Here is a 17,140-nt window from a genome sequence, read left to right as displayed (position 1 = left end):
CGTCTACTCGGTACTCCTGCTGAAGCTTGCCGCCGAATGAACGCTTCACATGTGCAAATCCGCTCACGTTCTTATCAAATCGGTAAGTCGCGCGGGCTGAGAGCTCGCCCAAGTATCTTTCAAATCAACCTTGCTTTTGTTCCGCGCGTTCTTCACGGAATAACCCGCCTTATAGTCGGCGGTAAATTCACGCAGAGCGTCAGCTCTAATAAACGCACTGCCTTGCTTTGCCTTATAACCGGCGCCGACGCCTGCTCTTCCGATCAGACTGTTCATGCTCTTCACATGAGCGGTCACACCGGTATCGGTTTTAAAAGAGGTATGGCGAATATTGCCGTACAGGTTCTGAACCTGCGGATCCACGAACCAATTTTCTTCCACGCCGAATGTGAAACTCTTTCCTGCCTCTATTCCGGTTTGGACCGCATACGTATTAAAGCATCCTTTTGAGACGTAATGGTTCATATCGGAGACAGCGGTAAATTTATTGTGCATTCGGCTCGCTTTCAGCGTGATGTCTGCATACATTCCATTGTTTCCAATGTGTGTACCGTACAACGTAACGCCGGCAGAATGATTTTTAGAGCTGCCGCCGTTTGCGTAATCTCCGTACCGCCGCAAATAGCTTACCTCGGCTCCGACGAGCATACGGCCTGCATCATAAGAGGCTGCCTCATGATCAAAACCGATCTGTACACCCCCAAAATAGTTTTTGAAATAGTCTCCGCTTTTGAATGCCTAAGGCTTTAATATGGGCTTTAACTATAATTAAAATACCTCGCCCGATTTAATAAACTTATCGACACTAGTAAAAAATGAAAAACCCTCTCATCTTATTGCCTCTGTTCGCTTTCCTTATTGGCTGCACCACTTCTAACCTAACCGCTGACAAGGCAATATTTGTTCAACCATCCGCACAGGCAACCCCAACTAAAGAAAGACCTATTAAAGTCACTCTGATGAGTGACTACGGAGCGTTGACCTCTTCCGGAGCAACATTCTACATTTACGACAACAATAAGAAGGTTGCTCAACTCGAATCAAGAGAAATGACAGTCTATTATGCAGAACCCGGAAATCATTCAATTCTCCTAGGAAACTCACGCGGTCACGGAACGATCAACTCATTCTCCGAATTTAGAGTTGGTGAAAATCCGGAATTTCATTTCGGAGTGGACGCAAGCTATTTTTATGTCAAAAGAGTGAAATAAAAGCGATCGCCGTTCACTCAGCTGCTAAAGAAAACAACTCTGCTTCACTTGCGTGAGTAAAACCTTGGGTGAAACAAATTCGACTTGAGGACCGAGTTGCTGCCGATACCAAACGGCAGCAGCGGTCGGTTCGAAGCTGCCGATCAGCCTGGTGCCCATAAATAAAAATCGTCTTTCAAAACTCCGCACATGAAAAAACCGCCTCAAATCCTGAGGCGGTCGTGCTTAGCTGAGATTCAGTTTTAGTTCATTGCTCTCTGCGGCTGGTAGTCGAATTCTTTCTTCAGAATTTCAAACTTGTATAAGCGCTTGAGAGCGTCGTAATAAGCCTGCTCCTCCGCCATGGACTGCGCGTGCAGAGCCGACTGATGAATCTGGCCTGCCTGGGAGTCGTCATTCTTGGGCATCTTGCTCGATTCAACATAGCTGATTACGTAAGAACCGTCGGGAACCTGAACACCGGTAAATGCAGGAAGCACTTTCGCAGGAACACTCAGCTCGGCCTGCACCAGTGTTTCAGACTGAGACTGAGGATTGACGCGGGAAACGACCTGTGTATGGCCGAAACCTTCGAGATCCTTCTTCGCGCGAAGCTGAGCAAGCTTTTCTTCGCCGGCCTTCTTCGCAAGCTCAGACGCTTTCTGATGCTCAAGCTCGCTCTTGATCTCTTCCTTCACCTCAGCAAAGGTCTTCAGGTGAGCGGGGCTGTGCTGCACAACACGGGCTGAGACCAGAGTGTTGGCAGCGACTTCAACCGCCTGAGTATTGCGTTTTTCCTGAAGCGAATCCGGTGAGAAAAGATCCTCAACCACACGTTTGGTAATGTAGGCCGCATCCTCTGAGGACGGCGGAAGACCGTTTGCGGTCAGATCATTCAGCTTATGGATCTTTAATCCGAATTTCTCAACAACCGGTTCCAGGCTGTCGCTCTGCTCGTAAACCATGTTGGTGAAGTTGTCGGCGTTTTCCGCAAACAGCTGCTGGCGCTGCTGATTCTGCCAAAGAGTTACGAGTTCCGGACGAACTTCAGCAAAACTCTTTATCGCTGCCGGAATCACGTCGGTCACGTGAATGATGTGATAGCCGAATTCCGTTTTAACCGGAGGAAGAATGTCTCCCTTCTTAGCTTCAAAAACGGCTTTTTCAAATTCAGGAACCATCTGATCCTTACCGAAGTAGTCCAGATCGCCGCCGTTCTGAGCGGAACCGACGTCTGAAGAGTTCGTGCGCGCAAGCTCGGCGAACTTAGAGGGATCGGCTTTGGCTTCTTTATAGATTTCTTCTGCTTTAGCCTTGGCATCCGCATCCGCTTTTGCAGCGTCCTTTTCAGCGCTGTCCGAAGAAATCAGAATGTGAGAAGCTCTGCGGCTTTCAGGAACGCCGAAACGAGCTTTGTTCTGTTCGTAGTAGGCCTTGAGTTCATCTTCAGAAGGCTGCGCTGTGACTTTGATTGTCTGCGGCGACATCACAACAAATTCAATGTTCAGCATCTCAAGTGCATGGAACTGATCTTTGTGACTGTCGTAGTACTTCTGCATTTCTTCGTCTGTGATCTTGACCTGGCTCATATAGGAAGCCGGGTCAAATGAAATGGTACGGACTGTGCGTTCTTCTCTCAGAATATCGTTGAGGATAGCTGCGGACTTCTTAGGAACAAACACGGTCTGAGCAACAGAATTGGTCAGCATGTCCATAACCAGATCTCTGCGCAGCTCCTGCACAAACTGCTGGTCACTCTTGCCGCGGGCTGCGAGGTAATTCTCGTACAGTTCAGGAGAGAACTGGCCGTCCTTTTTGAACGCGTCGGCGTTCTTGATCACATTGATCGCGTCAGCGTCGCTTACCTGCATGTAATGATGAGACATCTGAGCAAGCAGAGCTCGTCTGGAAGCAATCTGCTGAAGGATTGCCGAGTTAGCCTCCGCGGTATCAAAGAGGCTGGTATCAATCTGACCGCCCTGACGGTTGCGCTCGCGTTCGATAAACTCTCGTTTCTGACCGTCGAATTCTTCAGGCTGAATTCCTTTTCCGTCAACCTTGGCAATTGCGTTTGCATCTGGGTTCAGACGGCTGTAGCCGTTAATGCCGATAAACACAAATGCCGGAATGATCAGAATCATAGCTAGGAGCATCAGCCATCGTTTCTGGTTTCTAAATGATTGGAACATTGGGATCCTCGAACTCTAAACAGAGCCTTTTAGTGTTTCAAACTCAAACTATGGATTATCCTACATTTCGGTTAATCGTTGCTGAAAAATCGAAATTCTCCGCAGAGAGAATCCTTCATTTGTAGAGCCGAGGGTCATGCCAAAAACATCTGCGCCTAAAAGAGAACGCTGAGGCCCTTTCCTGAAACTCTTTTCCGCTTGGTTTGTGCCCTAGGTTGGGAGCGATTTAAACGTGATACATTGCCCTCCCTCATTTAATGAAAATCATATCAAATCGCGGAACGGAATTTGCGAATAGAAGGGCCGCATCAGCCAATCTCCTAGTGATTTCTTCGATTGTTTAAAACAGAGTAGTCGCTGCCGGTAAAGAATTCTCGCCGGGGATTTCTTTTTTTAACCTGAATTCCCAAAATTCTAGGAGCTATTTTTACAAATAGTCTCATCTTCAATTTAACTAATTGATTTTATACCCCTTTTGAGCAATGCATGGATGGACTTCTTCAACTTCATAGGCGATAATTATAACCTATGAAAGAAACCAATCACCCTACAAATATGGATAGCAAAACTCAGGAACAGTGCTTCTTAGAAACAGGTTTCATACATCCCGTGTTCGTGAAGAACAATCATGGGATTCGTTATGCGATTTTCTACAAGAACCGCTGGAACAACAATAAATGTGAAAAGGTTTTCCAAAAGACTGTTGGAAGACTTTTGGAAGATGATTCAATTGAGTTGGGAAGGAGGTTTCTCGCTGAATATCCGGCTTTAAAAGACTGCAAGGCAAAACTTGTTGGAAGGAAGGTTCGATTGTTTGGGGGCGTCGCATGTCCTTTGCCGCCTTTGGTTCCAAATGCAGAGCAGAGGAAAGCTTTTCTTGATGAACTTGATCAAGATACACGTTTGTCGGCCGGTGCCTCATATGTTTTATGGGAAATTGCTAAGCAAAACCATTTACAAGCTGATTTGGAAGCGGTTTTCGGTAAAGACAGGACTGCTTATCTTCTTTCTTTGGCTATATTTTTTGCAGCAGACCCGGGTGCAGTTGCTTCTGAGTTTGAAATTTACAGCGCCCAAACATGGCTTCCCTGTACGCCGACCGACTCTCAGCATGTTTCTGATCTCTTTGAGCAAGTCTCTAACCCGGAGATAATGTCTTTTCTGAGGAAACGGCTGCTGTACTCGCAGCTGGAGACTAAAGGAGACGTCTATTGGAGCTTTGATACGACATCAATATCGTCTTATTCCGAAACGATCCGCAAAGTCGCTTACGGCTATAGCAAAGAAAACTCGGAATTGCCTCAATTAAATTTAGGGTTGATTGTCTCGGAATATTCCGGAGAACCTCTCTACTACAAAGTGCTGGAGGGTTCTCTGAGTGATCCATTAGCCTTAAGACAAATGCTTGCGGACGCCGCCGATTTAGGAAGCTCTCAGGTGAACTTAGTGATGGATAGAGCTTTCAGTTCTCCTACTTTGCTCGACCGGCTCTACGAACAGAATTTAGGATTTATTTGTGGCTCTAAGACTAATCTGAATTACTGCAAATCTGTTCTGAGCAGCTTCGAACCCCAGCTCCGATTCGGAGGCGTTGATACATTCTTAGAGGAATTTGGCGTCCAGGCTAAAACTTCGTCAACAACGTGGTCTTACAGAGACCCTGCAACCGGATATTTGGAAACGCGGCCTCTTTACATTCATGTCTATTTGGATCCGGCGCGAGCCGCCACTGAAAATGAGTCTCTTCTCAGGCAAATTAAGGAAGTTCAAGACAAACTTGCAGAGAAAATCGCCCTCAAGGACTCAGATAAGGATTTAATTAAACGTTTCTTCATAAAGAGCTCTCAGGGATGGAGTTACAGTCCGAAGAAATGGGAAAACAAGGCGCACAGCCTCGGGCTGTTCGTTCTTGTCTCGAACACCGTAGGCTCAGCAAATGAAGCTCTCAGAATATATCGACAGAGAGATATCATCGAAAAAAACTTCAACAATCTCAAAGAACGGTGCTCAGGCCGTCGAATGCGCTGCCGGGAAAGAGCTCTTGAAGGAAAAGTCTTCGTTTTATTTTTAAGCCTGATCCTTCTAATGAATCTGAAGATGAGATTTACCTTAGCAAAGAGAACCGAAGCGAAGCAGGACCCATCGTCAAAGTACTTGCCGAACGATACACCGGACTTCCTGAGAATGATGGGGGCTGTTGACGTAACCAGCAGGAAATCTGACGAAGAAAACTCTTTTTACTGGGACCTAATCCCCAAGAAACTAAGAGCGACGATAGAAGCTCTGAAGATAGCCGTGCCTCCAAGATTTATCACCTAGAGGGCACGGAATTCAGGTTTTAAAAAAAAGGATGAAAGGCGGTACGGGTGTCCGTTTTGGCCCCGTAAAACGACAACGGCTCAACTGATGCAACAATCGAGCCGTAGTCATACTTAGGAGAGAAAGCGATGCGACGTCGAAAATCCTCGCAATCCTCCGTAGAATATTAACACAAATAAGCCGAGAAGGATTCACCTTCAAGGTTAAAGCGGCAGTGCCTCTTGCACTGCTGGTGTTAATTATTTCGGTGGTCGCTGACAATTGGTTCCGCTAGTTGTCAGCTGCGTCTTAAATGACGTAGGAGGCCCCATAACGGGGCTTCCGGCTGTTTTCTTAGAAGGCAGTGAAAGATATCGATGACTCGGGAAATGTCGGTCTGATCTTTTGGTATAGGTTTTGCCGGATACCTTAAACGGCACGATTTCAGCTGCATGAAGACGATCAAACTCGAAATACTGTCGTCTGTTTCAGCTTTTCTTCAGGGCTTCCGGACTGACCCGCTCTGCTTGGCGATTAGACCGAAAATGGAAAAGCCCGGATAAATCCGGGCTCAGGAATTTTGGCGGAGTGGACGGGACTCGAACCCGCGACCCCCGGCGTGACAGGCCGGTATTCTAACCAACTGAACTACCACTCCATTTGTCTTCTCAACGACTCACGTCATCGAGAAAACGAGATTCTACCTTATCGAAAAATTTTCGCAACTTGAAGACGAAAAGCACTTGTAAAATTTTATTTCTTCAGTTTCAAAATTCCTGTTACCGCCCTATTCGTTATGCATTCGGAAGCCAGGAATCTCTCTGACGCGTATGCCTCGGCGCCATTCTCTGGATCGCTTTAATGCGGCAGAGTTCGTCCGGATGAGAGATATAAAAAATACTATACAGCGGATCGGCCGCAATTGACCCGGCCTTATCGGCAAACGCTTTGACTATCGCGCTGATCATAGAGTTCCAATCCAAAAGCTTGACGGAAAAACGCTCCGCATTCTCTTCCACACTCCGCATGAAGAGATTCTTGATCGGAATCAGCGGAAACATGAAGACAAATACTGCCATGCTGTATAAGACAAACGCTTCTCCATGTCCGATTCCTTCAGACGGATTTACGCCGAGCCCCTGATAGAACCAGGGCTGCTGCACCGCAAGCTCAAGAAAGAGGAAAAAGAAGAAGGAAAGGAACATAAAGATCACTGAAGCTTTGACGGCAGAGCAGTACTTGGTTCGGCCGATCTCAATGGCAATCAGCGCCTCTGTCTCTAAAGGAGTCAGCTGATCAATCAGCCGTGACTCGAAAATAATTTTTCGTGCGCTACCTAAACCCACAATCCGCACGGGCCGCGAAGCGGCAGAGCGGTCCGAAAGAAAAACACTGCCGGAAACAAATCCGGCTTTAGTGAGAAATTCATTAAGACGATCCTTCAGCGGACTCTCCGGCATTGGCCTGCCTCTAAAAGCAAGCACTTCATATAGCCAAACGGAAGCCGGTACTAAAAACGCAGATATCAGCCACGACCAAAGCCACCAGCCCTTCGTTTCTGAGTCCCACAGCGCAAATGTCACTGTTAATAAAATAAGTCCGCTCACTAAACCAATTAGGAGCGCAAGCGGCCGATTACTCAGGGCCGAGAAATACAGCCCTCCGGTTCCGCTTTGCGAAGAAACCGCAAACAGAGCGTCCACAATCAGAAAGAGCGCAGCCACTTCGAGCACAACCGCTGTCTGAGCAAAAACGCCGTCACCGAAAAATTCTGTCGTCACCGAGGCCTGCCATGGCAAAAGACCGCAGAACGAAAGAATAAAGACAAGAAGCAGAAACACGATATGCCTGATTTCATAAAGCTGATCAATCCGCAGACATTTATCCGCAGCCGATTGGTGCGCCTCAATGGAAACCTGACCGGCGAAAACGTGAGGGATCCGTCCTCTCTCCTGATTGATGAGCCGGACTTGTCTTAAATAAAGAAAAAAACTCAAGACGATATTTCCAAGAAGGAAGATCAGGAAAATCGTCTCAAAGGTAAGACCACTGTTCATTTTGACTTCCTTGAATTACTACGATTACTGAAGTCAGAAGATAGTCTTGTAAGGCGGGATCGGGCGACTTATTCACCCATTAGGAGCAATGAAAAAGCCCGGAAACCCGGGCTCTTGAATTCTGGCGGAGTGGACGGGACTCGAACCCGCGACCCCCGGCGTGACAGGCCGGTATTCTAACCAACTGAACTACCACTCCTCGCTCTAACTCTCGTTTCGAGGTGAAGCGAATTCTACAGAGATTCAAAAATCGTGCAAGTCGAAATACCCTTTTTTGAGACCCTCTGAAAGCCAAAAGCTTTTAACTTATTGAGTCATCGCTACTTTAATTCAGGTAAAAAAATGTAAACACCGTGTCAGCAAAACGATTTCTTTGCTGAACAAATGAATTGCCTGAGAATTATTCGGGATTACCCTTTGTAGAGTGTTGAAATACCAAGAGTAGGAATACAATCAGCCTTGTTACGATTTGTTAATAAACCTTAACAAATGTAATAACACTAAATCCTTATAACAACCAACAGGTAGATACAAAATGAGCAAATCCCTAAGAAGCTGGATCATCGTTTTGGCTATCGGCTTTGTGATTTGGTTTATACCGACTCCTCAAGGCCTAACGCCTAACGCATGGCATCTGTTCGCGGTCTTTGCGGCCACTATCGCCGGCTTTATTCTTCAGCCGATTTCAATGGGTGCCGTCGCTTTCATCGCATTAACTTTCTGCGCGATCACCGGCGTCCTCAAAACCGGTCAGGCCCTGATGGGCTTCGGCAACGGCACAATTTGGCTGATCGTCTGCGCCTTCTTCCTCTCCCGAGCCTTTATTAAAACCGGCTTTGGCAGAAGAATCGCGTTCCTGATCATCAAATACATCGGCCGTTCTTCCCTCTCTCTCGGCTACTCGATCGCGCTCTCCGAGCTGATCGTTTCTCCGGCGATGCCTTCGGCAACCGCACGAGGAGGCGGCGTTTTCTATCCGATCGTTCAGTCTCTTGCCAGCGCGTTCGGTTCCGAACCCGGACCCACAGCCGGCAAGATCGGTAAATACCTGATGCAGGTCGGTTATCACACTGACGCGGTCACCTGCATGATGTTCCTGACATCCATGGCCGGAAACCCGCTCTGCGTCGGCTTAGCCGCGTCTGCTGTCGGTGTTGAAATCACCTGGATGGGCTGGGCCATCGCTGCTATCGTCCCGGGTCTGATCTCCCTGTTCCTCGTCCCGCTTCTGATGCTCAAGCTTTCTCCTCCTGAAATCAAGGCAATCCCCGGTGCGCACGACCTCGCTGTCAGCGAACTGCAGAAGATGGGCCCGATGAACCTTCAGGAAAAAGTACTTGCCTTCGTCTTCGTCATGTGTCTCATCCTCTGGGCAACCGGAAGCTGGACAAAACTCGGCGCGACACCGGTCGCCATGCTTGCTGTCGCAATCATGCTGATCTGCAAAGTGCTTGACTGGAAAGACATCCTCTCCGAAAAAGGCGCTTGGGATGCTATGTTCTGGATGGGAGGCCTCGTCGCTCTGGCAACCGCCTTGGCAAAATCTGGCTTTATCGCCTGGCTCGCCAAGATGATCGGCGGCGCAATCGCTGCCGCCAACCTCGGCTGGATCACATCCTTCGTGGTCATCTCGCTGATTTACATCTACTCGCACTACTGCTTCGCTTCCGTTACAGCGCGTATTTCCGCGATGTACGCTGCATTCGTTGCAGTTGCGGCCGCCTGCGGCGTTCCGGCTCTCCTGGTCGCGATCACCTTCGGCTGCTTTGCCAACCTCCCGATCTCTCTGACCCACTACGGTAACGGCTGCGGCCCGGTCTACTTCGGCGCCGGCTACGTTTCTCAGGGTGAATGGTGGAGAAACGGCTTTATCATCACAACGGTTAACGTGGTGATTTGGCTCACCGTCGGTATGGCTTGGTGGAAGATCATCGGTCTGTACTAATCGGCTTGGCAATGCCGTGCATTGCGTAAGTCTCTGATCAAAGGGCGTCCTCGGACGCCCTTTCCTTTATTTGCGAAAGTACTCATTGGAAATTCCAATGATACGTATATACTAGAGCCTCTCATCCACAACGAGTCGACGAGAAATAACTATGAGAAAGCTTGCCGCCGCTGCCGTCTGCTGCCTGATGCTTCAGGGCTGCTCTCTACTCGGACTGGCTTCGACCGGAATCTCTGTCGCCACCCCGAAATACGGCTGGTTTGACGTCAATTCTCAGCTAACCGAACCCGATCAAATCAAAAGGCCGGAAGTTCCGCTTAACCTCTCACTTAAAACCCGTATCATCATTCAGGGACTCGATCTCGATTCCGCGGGGGTTTTAGAAAACTCCGTCGAATGGCTCTATCGGGAAGATTTAAATAAACTGCTGTCAAAACTCTTTGAATCCTCAGGGTTGGCCGTAATCAATGACAGAGGGCTCGACGGCACCGTCTTTGTAGAAATTTCCGATTCCGCGGAAGACCCGGGAACCCGCTACATTCCAATCCTTCCGACACTGCGCTGGACGGAGCGCAAGGTCGGAAAGATGAGAATCACATTTATCAATTCCTCGGATAAAAAAGTGACTTCCGGCATTCAGGAGGAAAGCGTCTTTGTCCAAAGCGGCGTGATTGCCGACGAACCCAACGCCCCCTACAAACAAAAGTCGTTTGAAATCTCACGGGCCGCCTACACCTTCCAGGGTGAATTTGTTGGTCTCGATAAGCTTGATGAACAGCTCTTTTACCGGTGTATTAAAGTTATTCAGGATAAGATTTCGCTTGATAAGTTCTTTGCCGAGCCGGACAATGTACCCAATGAGAGTCAGGCGCCCGATCCGAAGGGCGGGTGGTACAATAATTTGGGTGGAGAGGTAGCTGGAGGCGTCACGCAATAGCGGTTCATCAAAAGCCGCCGTGTCATGGACGCTCAGTCTGCCGCGTTTTTTTATATCTGCTCCGGAAGTTATGAACACCGCTCAAAAAATCGGTACCGGCGTCGTCGCCGCTGCCCTAGTCTGCTCTGCAGCATACGGATTTCTTATCCATACCCAGGCTTCGCACTTTGATCAATTCGCTGAAAATCCTTCTCGCTACCTCGGCGAGAACTTTAAAGATGTCTCAGTTGAGATCTCGAATTCTTCGATCTTCGGCCGCGAATTCATCTTAAATAAGGGTGATGTGCATTTTGGCGGCAGCGTTAGTTTCGGTCTTAAGCCGCACGCGAATATGAAGATGCTTGCGACAAGCTCTCAGCCGCTTTTTAACGAAGCAATCAAGAGCGCCGACCCGACACTCACTGTCGATTTAAATTATCGTTTCATCCCTAAAGTGCTGGAATTTGCGTCCAAACCTTTCTCGGCCAGAGACGAATCTGCAGGCACCGCGCTTGATATCGGTAAAGTCAGTCTAAAAGCTTTGCCGGATATGGCCAGCAGTTCTGATGGAAATCTAAAATTCAATTCTGCCAATGCGGTCTTTGATATTCAAAATTTCGCGCTGCGTCTCTCGCCGACAGAGGTGATTCAGTCCGGCTCAATCACAGGCAGGCTGACTTCTCAAGGTTCCGAATCTTCAAATTTCTCAGCTGCTCTCAACGGGCTCTCTACGGTTAACGGAAAAGACACAATCAAGATTGAATCTGTCTCTTTTGACATTGCACTCACTAAAAAGCCTTCAGAAATTACGCAGATCTCTAAAATTGATCTGCAGAATCTGTCCGCACGCATCAGCGGTTTGAAATCCACAATTGAAAGCGCTAATCCTCAGATTGAGACTCATATTCCCAATGATCCGGAAATGTACGATGCGGTCACGAATCTACTTATAGGAGATGAAGCCGCAGTTTCAAGAGATGCGCTTGAACGTTTAGGTAATTCGTTCCTCAGCGGCGACGTCTGGCTGAAGCTGAATCCAACCGTCATAAAGACTAAGGCATACCAACTGAATATGTCGGGTGATCTGCGCTGGCTTCCGGATAAACCGCAGTTTGCGTCTTTGAATCTGAACCTCTTGGGCAAAGAGCCTCAGATCGGCGCGCTCGTTCAGATGTTTGTGCCGAGAAAGGCTTATACGCGTGTTGATAAGGACAAATTTGAGGCCCAGATCGTCGCCAATAAATCGCCGGATAAGATAACCGTGCTCTCAAACGGCATGCAAATCTACACCGCGCACAATCCTTTCTAAATTCTGAAATCGGCTGCCCAAGGCAGCCGATTCTTTATCTCGCTAGAGACTGTCCTGCCACTCCGCGGCGGGAGATGCCGTGTAAACAGGCAGCAGAGGCGCGGCTCCTCCGTCAATACCGATCAGTGTCAGCGCGGTCAGCAGGCAAAGCTGAGGACCTTCAAAGGAACGAACCGGCTCATACCATTCGGAGAGCGAGTGGTTGAACCCTTCCCGGCCGCCTGCGCCAAGTGTTGTTGAGGGAATTCCGATGGACATCGGCACATTTTGATCGGTTGAAGCGCTCATATAGGCGGTCATTTCGATTCCAAGCTCCTCCTGAGCGGCGCGAGCGGCCTGAAGCACAGGGCTCGTGGGCTTTTGACTGCCGGCAGGACGATAACCGATAGGCGTCACTTTGCACGTAATCTGCAGGAAAGGATCCGTGACTTTCCAGCGCGCGTTTTCCAATTGTGCGCCGAGTTCAAAGAGCGGCAGCGCCTCCTTAACCAAACGATCGAGCACCTGAGCGTCTTCGCTTCTCAAATCCACCTCGCATTCAGCATGCTCGGCGATTGCGTTAACGGAAGATCCGCCTTTCATTGTGGCAAGCGCAAAAGTGGTTCTCGACTCCTGCGGCACCTCCAGATCCGAAAGCATCGTCCCTGCCCGACAAAGCGCCTGTGTCGCGCTCGGATACTGACCGAAATTCAGGAAGCTGTGACCGCCGGGACCGGTGTATTCAATCTTATAGCGTTTAGATCCGGTGGATCCGTAAAGGATTCGTCCGGGATCAGCCCCGTCAATGACCAATACTCCGTCGATATGAATGCCGGAGCTGTAGAAAATACGCTTGACGCCGCGCAGATCGCCTTCCGCTTCCTGCCCGACCGTTCCGATAAAGAGGATGTCTCCTTCCTTTCGTTTGGACACCGGAGTTCACCAGCATACGGATCACCTGCAGCATGCAGGCGAGTCCTCGGGACGCATCCGAAATACCGGGCGCAAAAAGTTTTCCGCTCTGGCGGCGCACCGAGGTGTTCGTGCCCTCAGGGAAGCTGTTGTCCATATGCGCTGTCACGGCGCAAACCGGACCGTCAGGCTCAACGCCTTTGAAACGGGCGATAACATTCCCAACAGGATCAATCTCCGCCTCAAGACCGTAGCGTCGAATTTTCTGCGTGATTAATTCCGCTCTTTTTTGTTCCCGCATCGGAGGCGCGGGAACTTCGCAGATCTCAATCTGCTCCTCAATCGTAAAGATTTCCTTGGAGACGGCCTGCTCCAGCACTTTCTTTACTTTCGGATCATTAAGAACCGCTTGGACGGCTGCCGCAGATTCAGGAAGAAGCGGAATACGGTCGGTTAAGTGAGACATATGATTTCTCCTCTCTTATGAGAATCAGCTTTCCGATTTTCTCTGCATGAGAATTTCGTAAATCCCGTCGTTTTCACAGGAAGAAAGCATTTTATTTCCGGTCTGATCGGCAAACTGACTTAGGTCGCGGACCGCATGCGGATCGGTGGCAAGCACAAGCAGCGTCTGCCCCGGCTCCATCTTCGCCAGCGCCTTTTTAGTTTTCAGCATCGGCTTCGGACATTTCTGTCCTTTAACATCAAGCGTTTGATCAAAAGTGTTCTCAGACACAATCCGCCTCATTAATTAATGTGTATATGGAAAATTTTAGCTTTAAACGTCTTCTAAAAGCGATTTGACGGACGCTATATTACTTTTGGGCGGCAGCGGATGTCGGCAACAAGGTCAAAAAAAACCTGCTCAGCTTGTGAGCAGGGTTTCCAACCAGGATAAACGGTTGTTTTTACACAACCACCTCAAACCACGTGCTCATAGTAAACCATACGCATCCTTAAATCAATAGAAATACTGACATTTTTTGCTGTTTTTATTGCCGAATCATTTTTATTCTTAGAGCATTATCCTGCCAATGATTAGTACAACTACTTATTCCATTTGAGATAAGCGACATATCACTACCTATGTACGTGATCAGAGCCGCAGTTACTGTTTTTCTGCTGTCTCTAATTTTCTAATTGCCCACGATAAAAGTATTTTTTCCTCATTTTGCGGCAATTACAGCAATTAGTAGCGGTTTTAGCGAATTTAATCCGTGTTTTCATCCATAATCGAAGATGTTTTTCACCAAAAGAAGAAATTAGGAGTAGTTAATGTCTGATGCTCGCTCCAATTGGAGCTCCAAAATAGGCTTTGTTTTAGCTGCGACCGGCTCGGCTGTCGGCCTCGGTGCTATTTGGAAATTCCCCTACATGGCAGGTGCCAACGGCGGTTCAGCTTTTATTCTGCCGTTCATCGCCATGGTACTGTTCTTCGGCGTCATTTTGATCATGGCAGAAATGATTATCGGCAGAGCCGGACGCGGCAGCGTGGTCACCAGTTTTAAACGAATCGCGGGCAAAGCCTGGATTCCGCTGGGATTTATCGGTGTGCTGACCGCCTTTGTCATTATGACCTACTACAGTACCGTAGGCGGCTGGTGTCTGACCTACCTCTTTGAAGCGATCCGCGGAAACGCCGCCTCAAGCGACCTTGCACTGCTTGAAAAAACATTCAAACTTACCGTCAGTTCTCCTGTTTCCGCAATTGTTTATCAGACAGGTTTCCTTGCCATCACTGCCGGTGTTCTGATCTTCGGTGTCAATAAGGGAATTGAAAGAATCTCCAAGATTCTTATGCCGCTTCTTTTTGTGCTGATGGTTGTCCTGATTATCCGCGGTCTTACACTGCCCGGCGCCATGGAAGGACTGAAGTTCCTCTTCTCGCCGAGATGGGACGAAGTGACGGCAAACTCTCTGCTGAATGCGATGGGCTTTACTTTCTTCTCCCTATCCGTCGGCATGGGTATTATGATTACTTACGGCTCATACATTCACCACTCGGAAGACATTCCCTCTTCAGCGATTTGGGTTGCCGTTCTGGCGTTCATCTCTTGCATTCTTGCCGGACTGATGGTTATTCCTCCCGTTATCGCCTTCGGTCTTAATCCGTCTGCGGGTCCCGGACTCACCTTTATTACAATGCCCGCAGTGTTCTCTCACATTCCTTTAGGCAATGTGTTTGCAGTCTGTTTTTACGGCTGCCTTCTTGTCGCGGCTCTGACCTCGATGATTTCCCTCTTTGAAGTTCCGCTCGCTTATCTGATGGATGAATGGAAGTTCAGCCGCAAAGGCGCTTCCTTCGCGCTTTTCGTTGCGCTGACTATCTGTTCGATCCCGGCCGCGCTGTCGATGGGACCTTGGTCTGACTATACGATCCTCGGAAAGAACATCTTTGACGCGACCGATTATCTTGCCTGCAACATTCTCATGCCGCTCAGCGCCATCTTTGTTATTGCGCTCACCGGCTGGTTCTTCTTCGACAAAACCAGTTATGAACTGAACGTCAACAAAAAGCGCTCTCCGGGCTACATGAAATTTGTACGGTTCATGCTTGCGTTTGTTGCTCCCTGCTTTATCGCAGTTGTTGCGATTTCCAACTTCCTTTAACGCTTAAATATACAAATAATAAAAATGGCACGTCCCAAAGAAAAAACGTTTACAGGAAAAGCTGGATTTATTCTTGCGAGCGTCGGAGCCGCGATTGGCCTCGGAGCGATTTGGAAATTTCCATACATGGCGGGCGCAGAAGGCGGCGCCGCTTTCCTGATTCCATATATTTTCTTTTCTTTCACGCTGGCTTTCGGCCTGCTGCTTGCCGAAATCACACTCGGCAAAGCGGGAAAAGGAGGAATTGTTACCGCTTACCGAAATCTCGGAGGCCCCTTCTGGTCAGTACTTGGATATCTGGGCATTCTGATCGGCTTTGTTGTCCTCTCGTTTTATTCTGTCGTGGGCGGCTGGTGTCTTATGTACCTGTTTGAGTCAATTGTCGGTTTTTCGGCTTCGACTCCCCAAGCGCTTGGTTCTCTTTTCGGAGAACTCTCCTCTTCGCCTTCGATCTCCGTTTGCGCTCAAGTGGGCTTCCTCGCCCTTGTCGGATTCGTTGTTGCTTTTGGCATTCGCGGCGGCATCGAACTCTGTTCCAAAATCCTGATGCCGCTGTTATTTATTTTTATGTGCATCCTGATCGTCACGGGACTTTGTCAGCCGGGCGCTTGGAAAGGCGTGGAATATCTGTTTATGCCGGACTTTTCGAAATTCAGCTGGAAGGCGCTTCTTGACGCGATGGGGCTTGTATTTTTCTCCTATTCCGTAGGTGCCGGCTGCATGGTGACCTATGGAGCCTATATTGATAAAAAGACCGACCTGATCAGTTCAACCTTCTGGATTGTCACGCTTTCGCTGCTTATTTCGCTGATGGCCGGCTTAATGATTCTTCCCGCGAATTTCGCCTTCGGCATGGATCCTGCAGCCGGTCCCGGTCTGACGTTTATCACGATGCCGGCGATCTTTTCCATGCTTCCTGCCGGACAATTTTTCGCGATCGTCTTTTTCTGCTGTTTGGTTGTTGCAGCGCTCACATCAGCCGTGTCGATGTTGGAGATTGACATTACCTGGATGGTTCAGGAACTGAAACTCAGCCGCCCTGTTGCCGTTGCTGTCTGTCTTATCTTCATGCTGATTCTAAGCGTTCCTTGCGCGCTGTCCTTCGGAGTGCTTGCCGATGTCAAATTCTTTGGCAAGACGGTATTTGATTCGGCGGACTTCTTAGTATCGAATCTCGGACTTCCGATCGGCGGCATTATCGCATGCATGCTTTGCGCCTGGACCGCGTGGGATCGGGTTCACACCGAATGGACGACTATTGCGGCCTGCCCAACTCGCGTTAAGATTATGCGGCTGATTATCGGTGTATTTTGTCCTGCGCTTGTTCTCGCGGTTCTTATTTCCGGCCTGATCAATTAGAATAAGCCAACTACATTGAAGGAAAAATAAATGGCACTACCCATTGAACAGTTATACAAGGCCAGAGATTTTGTAAATCTCAAGAACATCTCAGCAAATCATGTTGAGCTGGCTTTTAAAAATCCGATCATTGCGATGCTGGCTAAAGGCAAAGTTGCCGAAATCGCCTCGGAATGCAGCCCGGACAGCGCCTTTCATTCCTGCGAGATGAACGGCAACGACCTGACGCTTCGTTTTAATCCGGAACTTGTCAGCGAGCGTCTTCTGGCTGAAATCTTTGATGCGACTCCGGAGCGCGCCGAAGAAGCCGCAAAAGAACTTGCCGCCTACGTACTTGAGAAAACAAAGCAGGCATAGCAGTTTAGTTTCCTTTAAC

Annotated in this window: 13 protein-coding genes, 2 tRNA genes and 1 pseudogene; 8 read left to right on the top strand and 8 right to left on the bottom strand. The window is 48.7% G+C overall.

The features are described 5' to 3' along the window. Window positions 1-63: 63 nt before the first annotated feature. A pseudogene (locus AC6I1F_RS05080) lies at window positions 64-711 on the bottom strand (autotransporter outer membrane beta-barrel domain-containing protein); the annotation flags it as partial. Window positions 712-815: 104 nt separating this feature from the next. Between AC6I1F_RS05080 and AC6I1F_RS05075 the strand changes: the two are divergent. Further along, complete coding sequence (locus tag AC6I1F_RS05075) at window positions 816-1,211, top strand: hypothetical protein (protein ID WP_251570583.1); 396 nt, start codon at window positions 816-818, stop codon at window positions 1,209-1,211. A gap of 242 nt (window positions 1,212-1,453) precedes the next feature. Here the strand turns inward: AC6I1F_RS05075 and AC6I1F_RS05070 are convergent, their stop codons facing one another. After that, entirely contained in the window at window positions 1,454-3,379 is a 1,926-nt protein-coding gene (locus AC6I1F_RS05070; RefSeq protein ID WP_251453025.1) for a SurA N-terminal domain-containing protein, read from the bottom strand. A gap of 528 nt (window positions 3,380-3,907) precedes the next feature. Between AC6I1F_RS05070 and AC6I1F_RS05065 the strand changes: the two genes are divergently transcribed. After that, a complete protein-coding gene (locus AC6I1F_RS05065; protein ID WP_497801615.1) occupies window positions 3,908-5,698 on the top strand; it encodes an IS1634 family transposase in 1,791 nt (596 codons plus the stop codon). Between the two features lie 560 nt (window positions 5,699-6,258). On the opposite strand, the gene AC6I1F_RS05060 is transcribed toward AC6I1F_RS05065, so the two are convergent. The 3 genes from AC6I1F_RS05060 to AC6I1F_RS05050 all read right to left on the bottom strand — a co-directional run bounded on the left by AC6I1F_RS05060 (window position 6,259) and on the right by AC6I1F_RS05050 (window position 7,933). Next, window positions 6,259-6,335 (bottom strand) — tRNA-Asp (locus tag AC6I1F_RS05060). Between the two features lie 136 nt (window positions 6,336-6,471). Then, a complete protein-coding gene (locus AC6I1F_RS05055) occupies window positions 6,472-7,734 on the bottom strand; it encodes a M48 family metalloprotease (RefSeq protein ID WP_290432884.1) in 1,263 nt (420 codons plus the stop codon). Between the two features lie 122 nt (window positions 7,735-7,856). Next, window positions 7,857-7,933: transfer RNA gene (locus tag AC6I1F_RS05050), tRNA-Asp, on the bottom strand. 336 nt (window positions 7,934-8,269) lie between these two features. Here AC6I1F_RS05050 and AC6I1F_RS05045 point away from each other — a divergent pair. The 3 genes from AC6I1F_RS05045 (at window position 8,270) to AC6I1F_RS05035 (ending at window position 11,904) form a co-directional block, all read left to right on the top strand. Then, a complete protein-coding gene (locus AC6I1F_RS05045) occupies window positions 8,270-9,679 on the top strand; it encodes a DASS family sodium-coupled anion symporter (RefSeq protein ID WP_160335958.1) in 1,410 nt (469 codons plus the stop codon). 151 nt (window positions 9,680-9,830) lie between these two features. Continuing rightward, window positions 9,831-10,616 (top strand): hypothetical protein, encoded by a 786-nt coding sequence (locus AC6I1F_RS05040; protein ID WP_290432883.1) that lies wholly within the window; start codon window positions 9,831-9,833, stop codon window positions 10,614-10,616. A gap of 70 nt (window positions 10,617-10,686) precedes the next feature. Next, window positions 10,687-11,904, top strand: coding sequence for a hypothetical protein (locus tag AC6I1F_RS05035; protein ID WP_289169018.1), 1,218 nt, complete (start codon window positions 10,687-10,689; stop codon window positions 11,902-11,904). Between the two features lie 42 nt (window positions 11,905-11,946). On the opposite strand, the gene AC6I1F_RS05030 is transcribed toward AC6I1F_RS05035, so the two are convergent. From AC6I1F_RS05030 to AC6I1F_RS05020, 3 genes are read right to left on the bottom strand one after another with little or no spacing between them, the layout of a single operon-like run. Beyond that, on the bottom strand, window positions 11,947-12,696 hold the full coding sequence (locus AC6I1F_RS05030; RefSeq protein ID WP_237178800.1) for a peptidase dimerization domain-containing protein: 750 nt from the start codon (window positions 12,694-12,696) through the stop codon (window positions 11,947-11,949). Continuing rightward, window positions 12,686-13,261 carry a M28 family peptidase gene (locus AC6I1F_RS05025; RefSeq protein WP_237178799.1) on the bottom strand — a complete coding sequence of 192 codons (576 nt, stop codon included), beginning with the start codon at window positions 13,259-13,261 and terminating at the stop codon, window positions 12,686-12,688. The genes AC6I1F_RS05030 and AC6I1F_RS05025 overlap by 11 nt, the downstream gene beginning before the upstream one ends. Window positions 13,262-13,285: 24 nt before the next feature. Further along, on the bottom strand, window positions 13,286-13,531 hold the full coding sequence (locus AC6I1F_RS05020) for a sulfurtransferase TusA family protein (protein WP_288320023.1): 246 nt from the start codon (window positions 13,529-13,531) through the stop codon (window positions 13,286-13,288). A gap of 539 nt (window positions 13,532-14,070) precedes the next feature. Between AC6I1F_RS05020 and AC6I1F_RS05015 the strand changes: the two genes are divergently transcribed. The 3 genes from AC6I1F_RS05015 to AC6I1F_RS05005 are packed head-to-tail and all read left to right on the top strand — an operon-like array spanning window position 14,071 to window position 17,121. Beyond that, window positions 14,071-15,405 (top strand): sodium-dependent transporter, encoded by a 1,335-nt coding sequence (locus AC6I1F_RS05015; protein ID WP_160335962.1) that lies wholly within the window; start codon window positions 14,071-14,073, stop codon window positions 15,403-15,405. A 24-nt stretch (window positions 15,406-15,429) separates the two neighbouring features. After that, complete coding sequence (locus AC6I1F_RS05010) at window positions 15,430-16,764, top strand: sodium-dependent transporter (protein WP_202074617.1); 1,335 nt, start codon at window positions 15,430-15,432, stop codon at window positions 16,762-16,764. Window positions 16,765-16,794: 30 nt separating this feature from the next. Next, window positions 16,795-17,121: a hypothetical protein gene (locus tag AC6I1F_RS05005; RefSeq protein ID WP_160335963.1), complete on the top strand. Its 327-nt coding sequence runs from the start codon at window positions 16,795-16,797 to the stop codon at window positions 17,119-17,121. Window positions 17,122-17,140 lie beyond the last annotated feature (19 nt).

This window comes from Parasutterella sp. St.1A3, from assembly GCF_059728705.1.
Note: the sequence above shows the minus strand (reverse complement) of the source record. Positions and strands in the feature narration are given on the sequence as shown.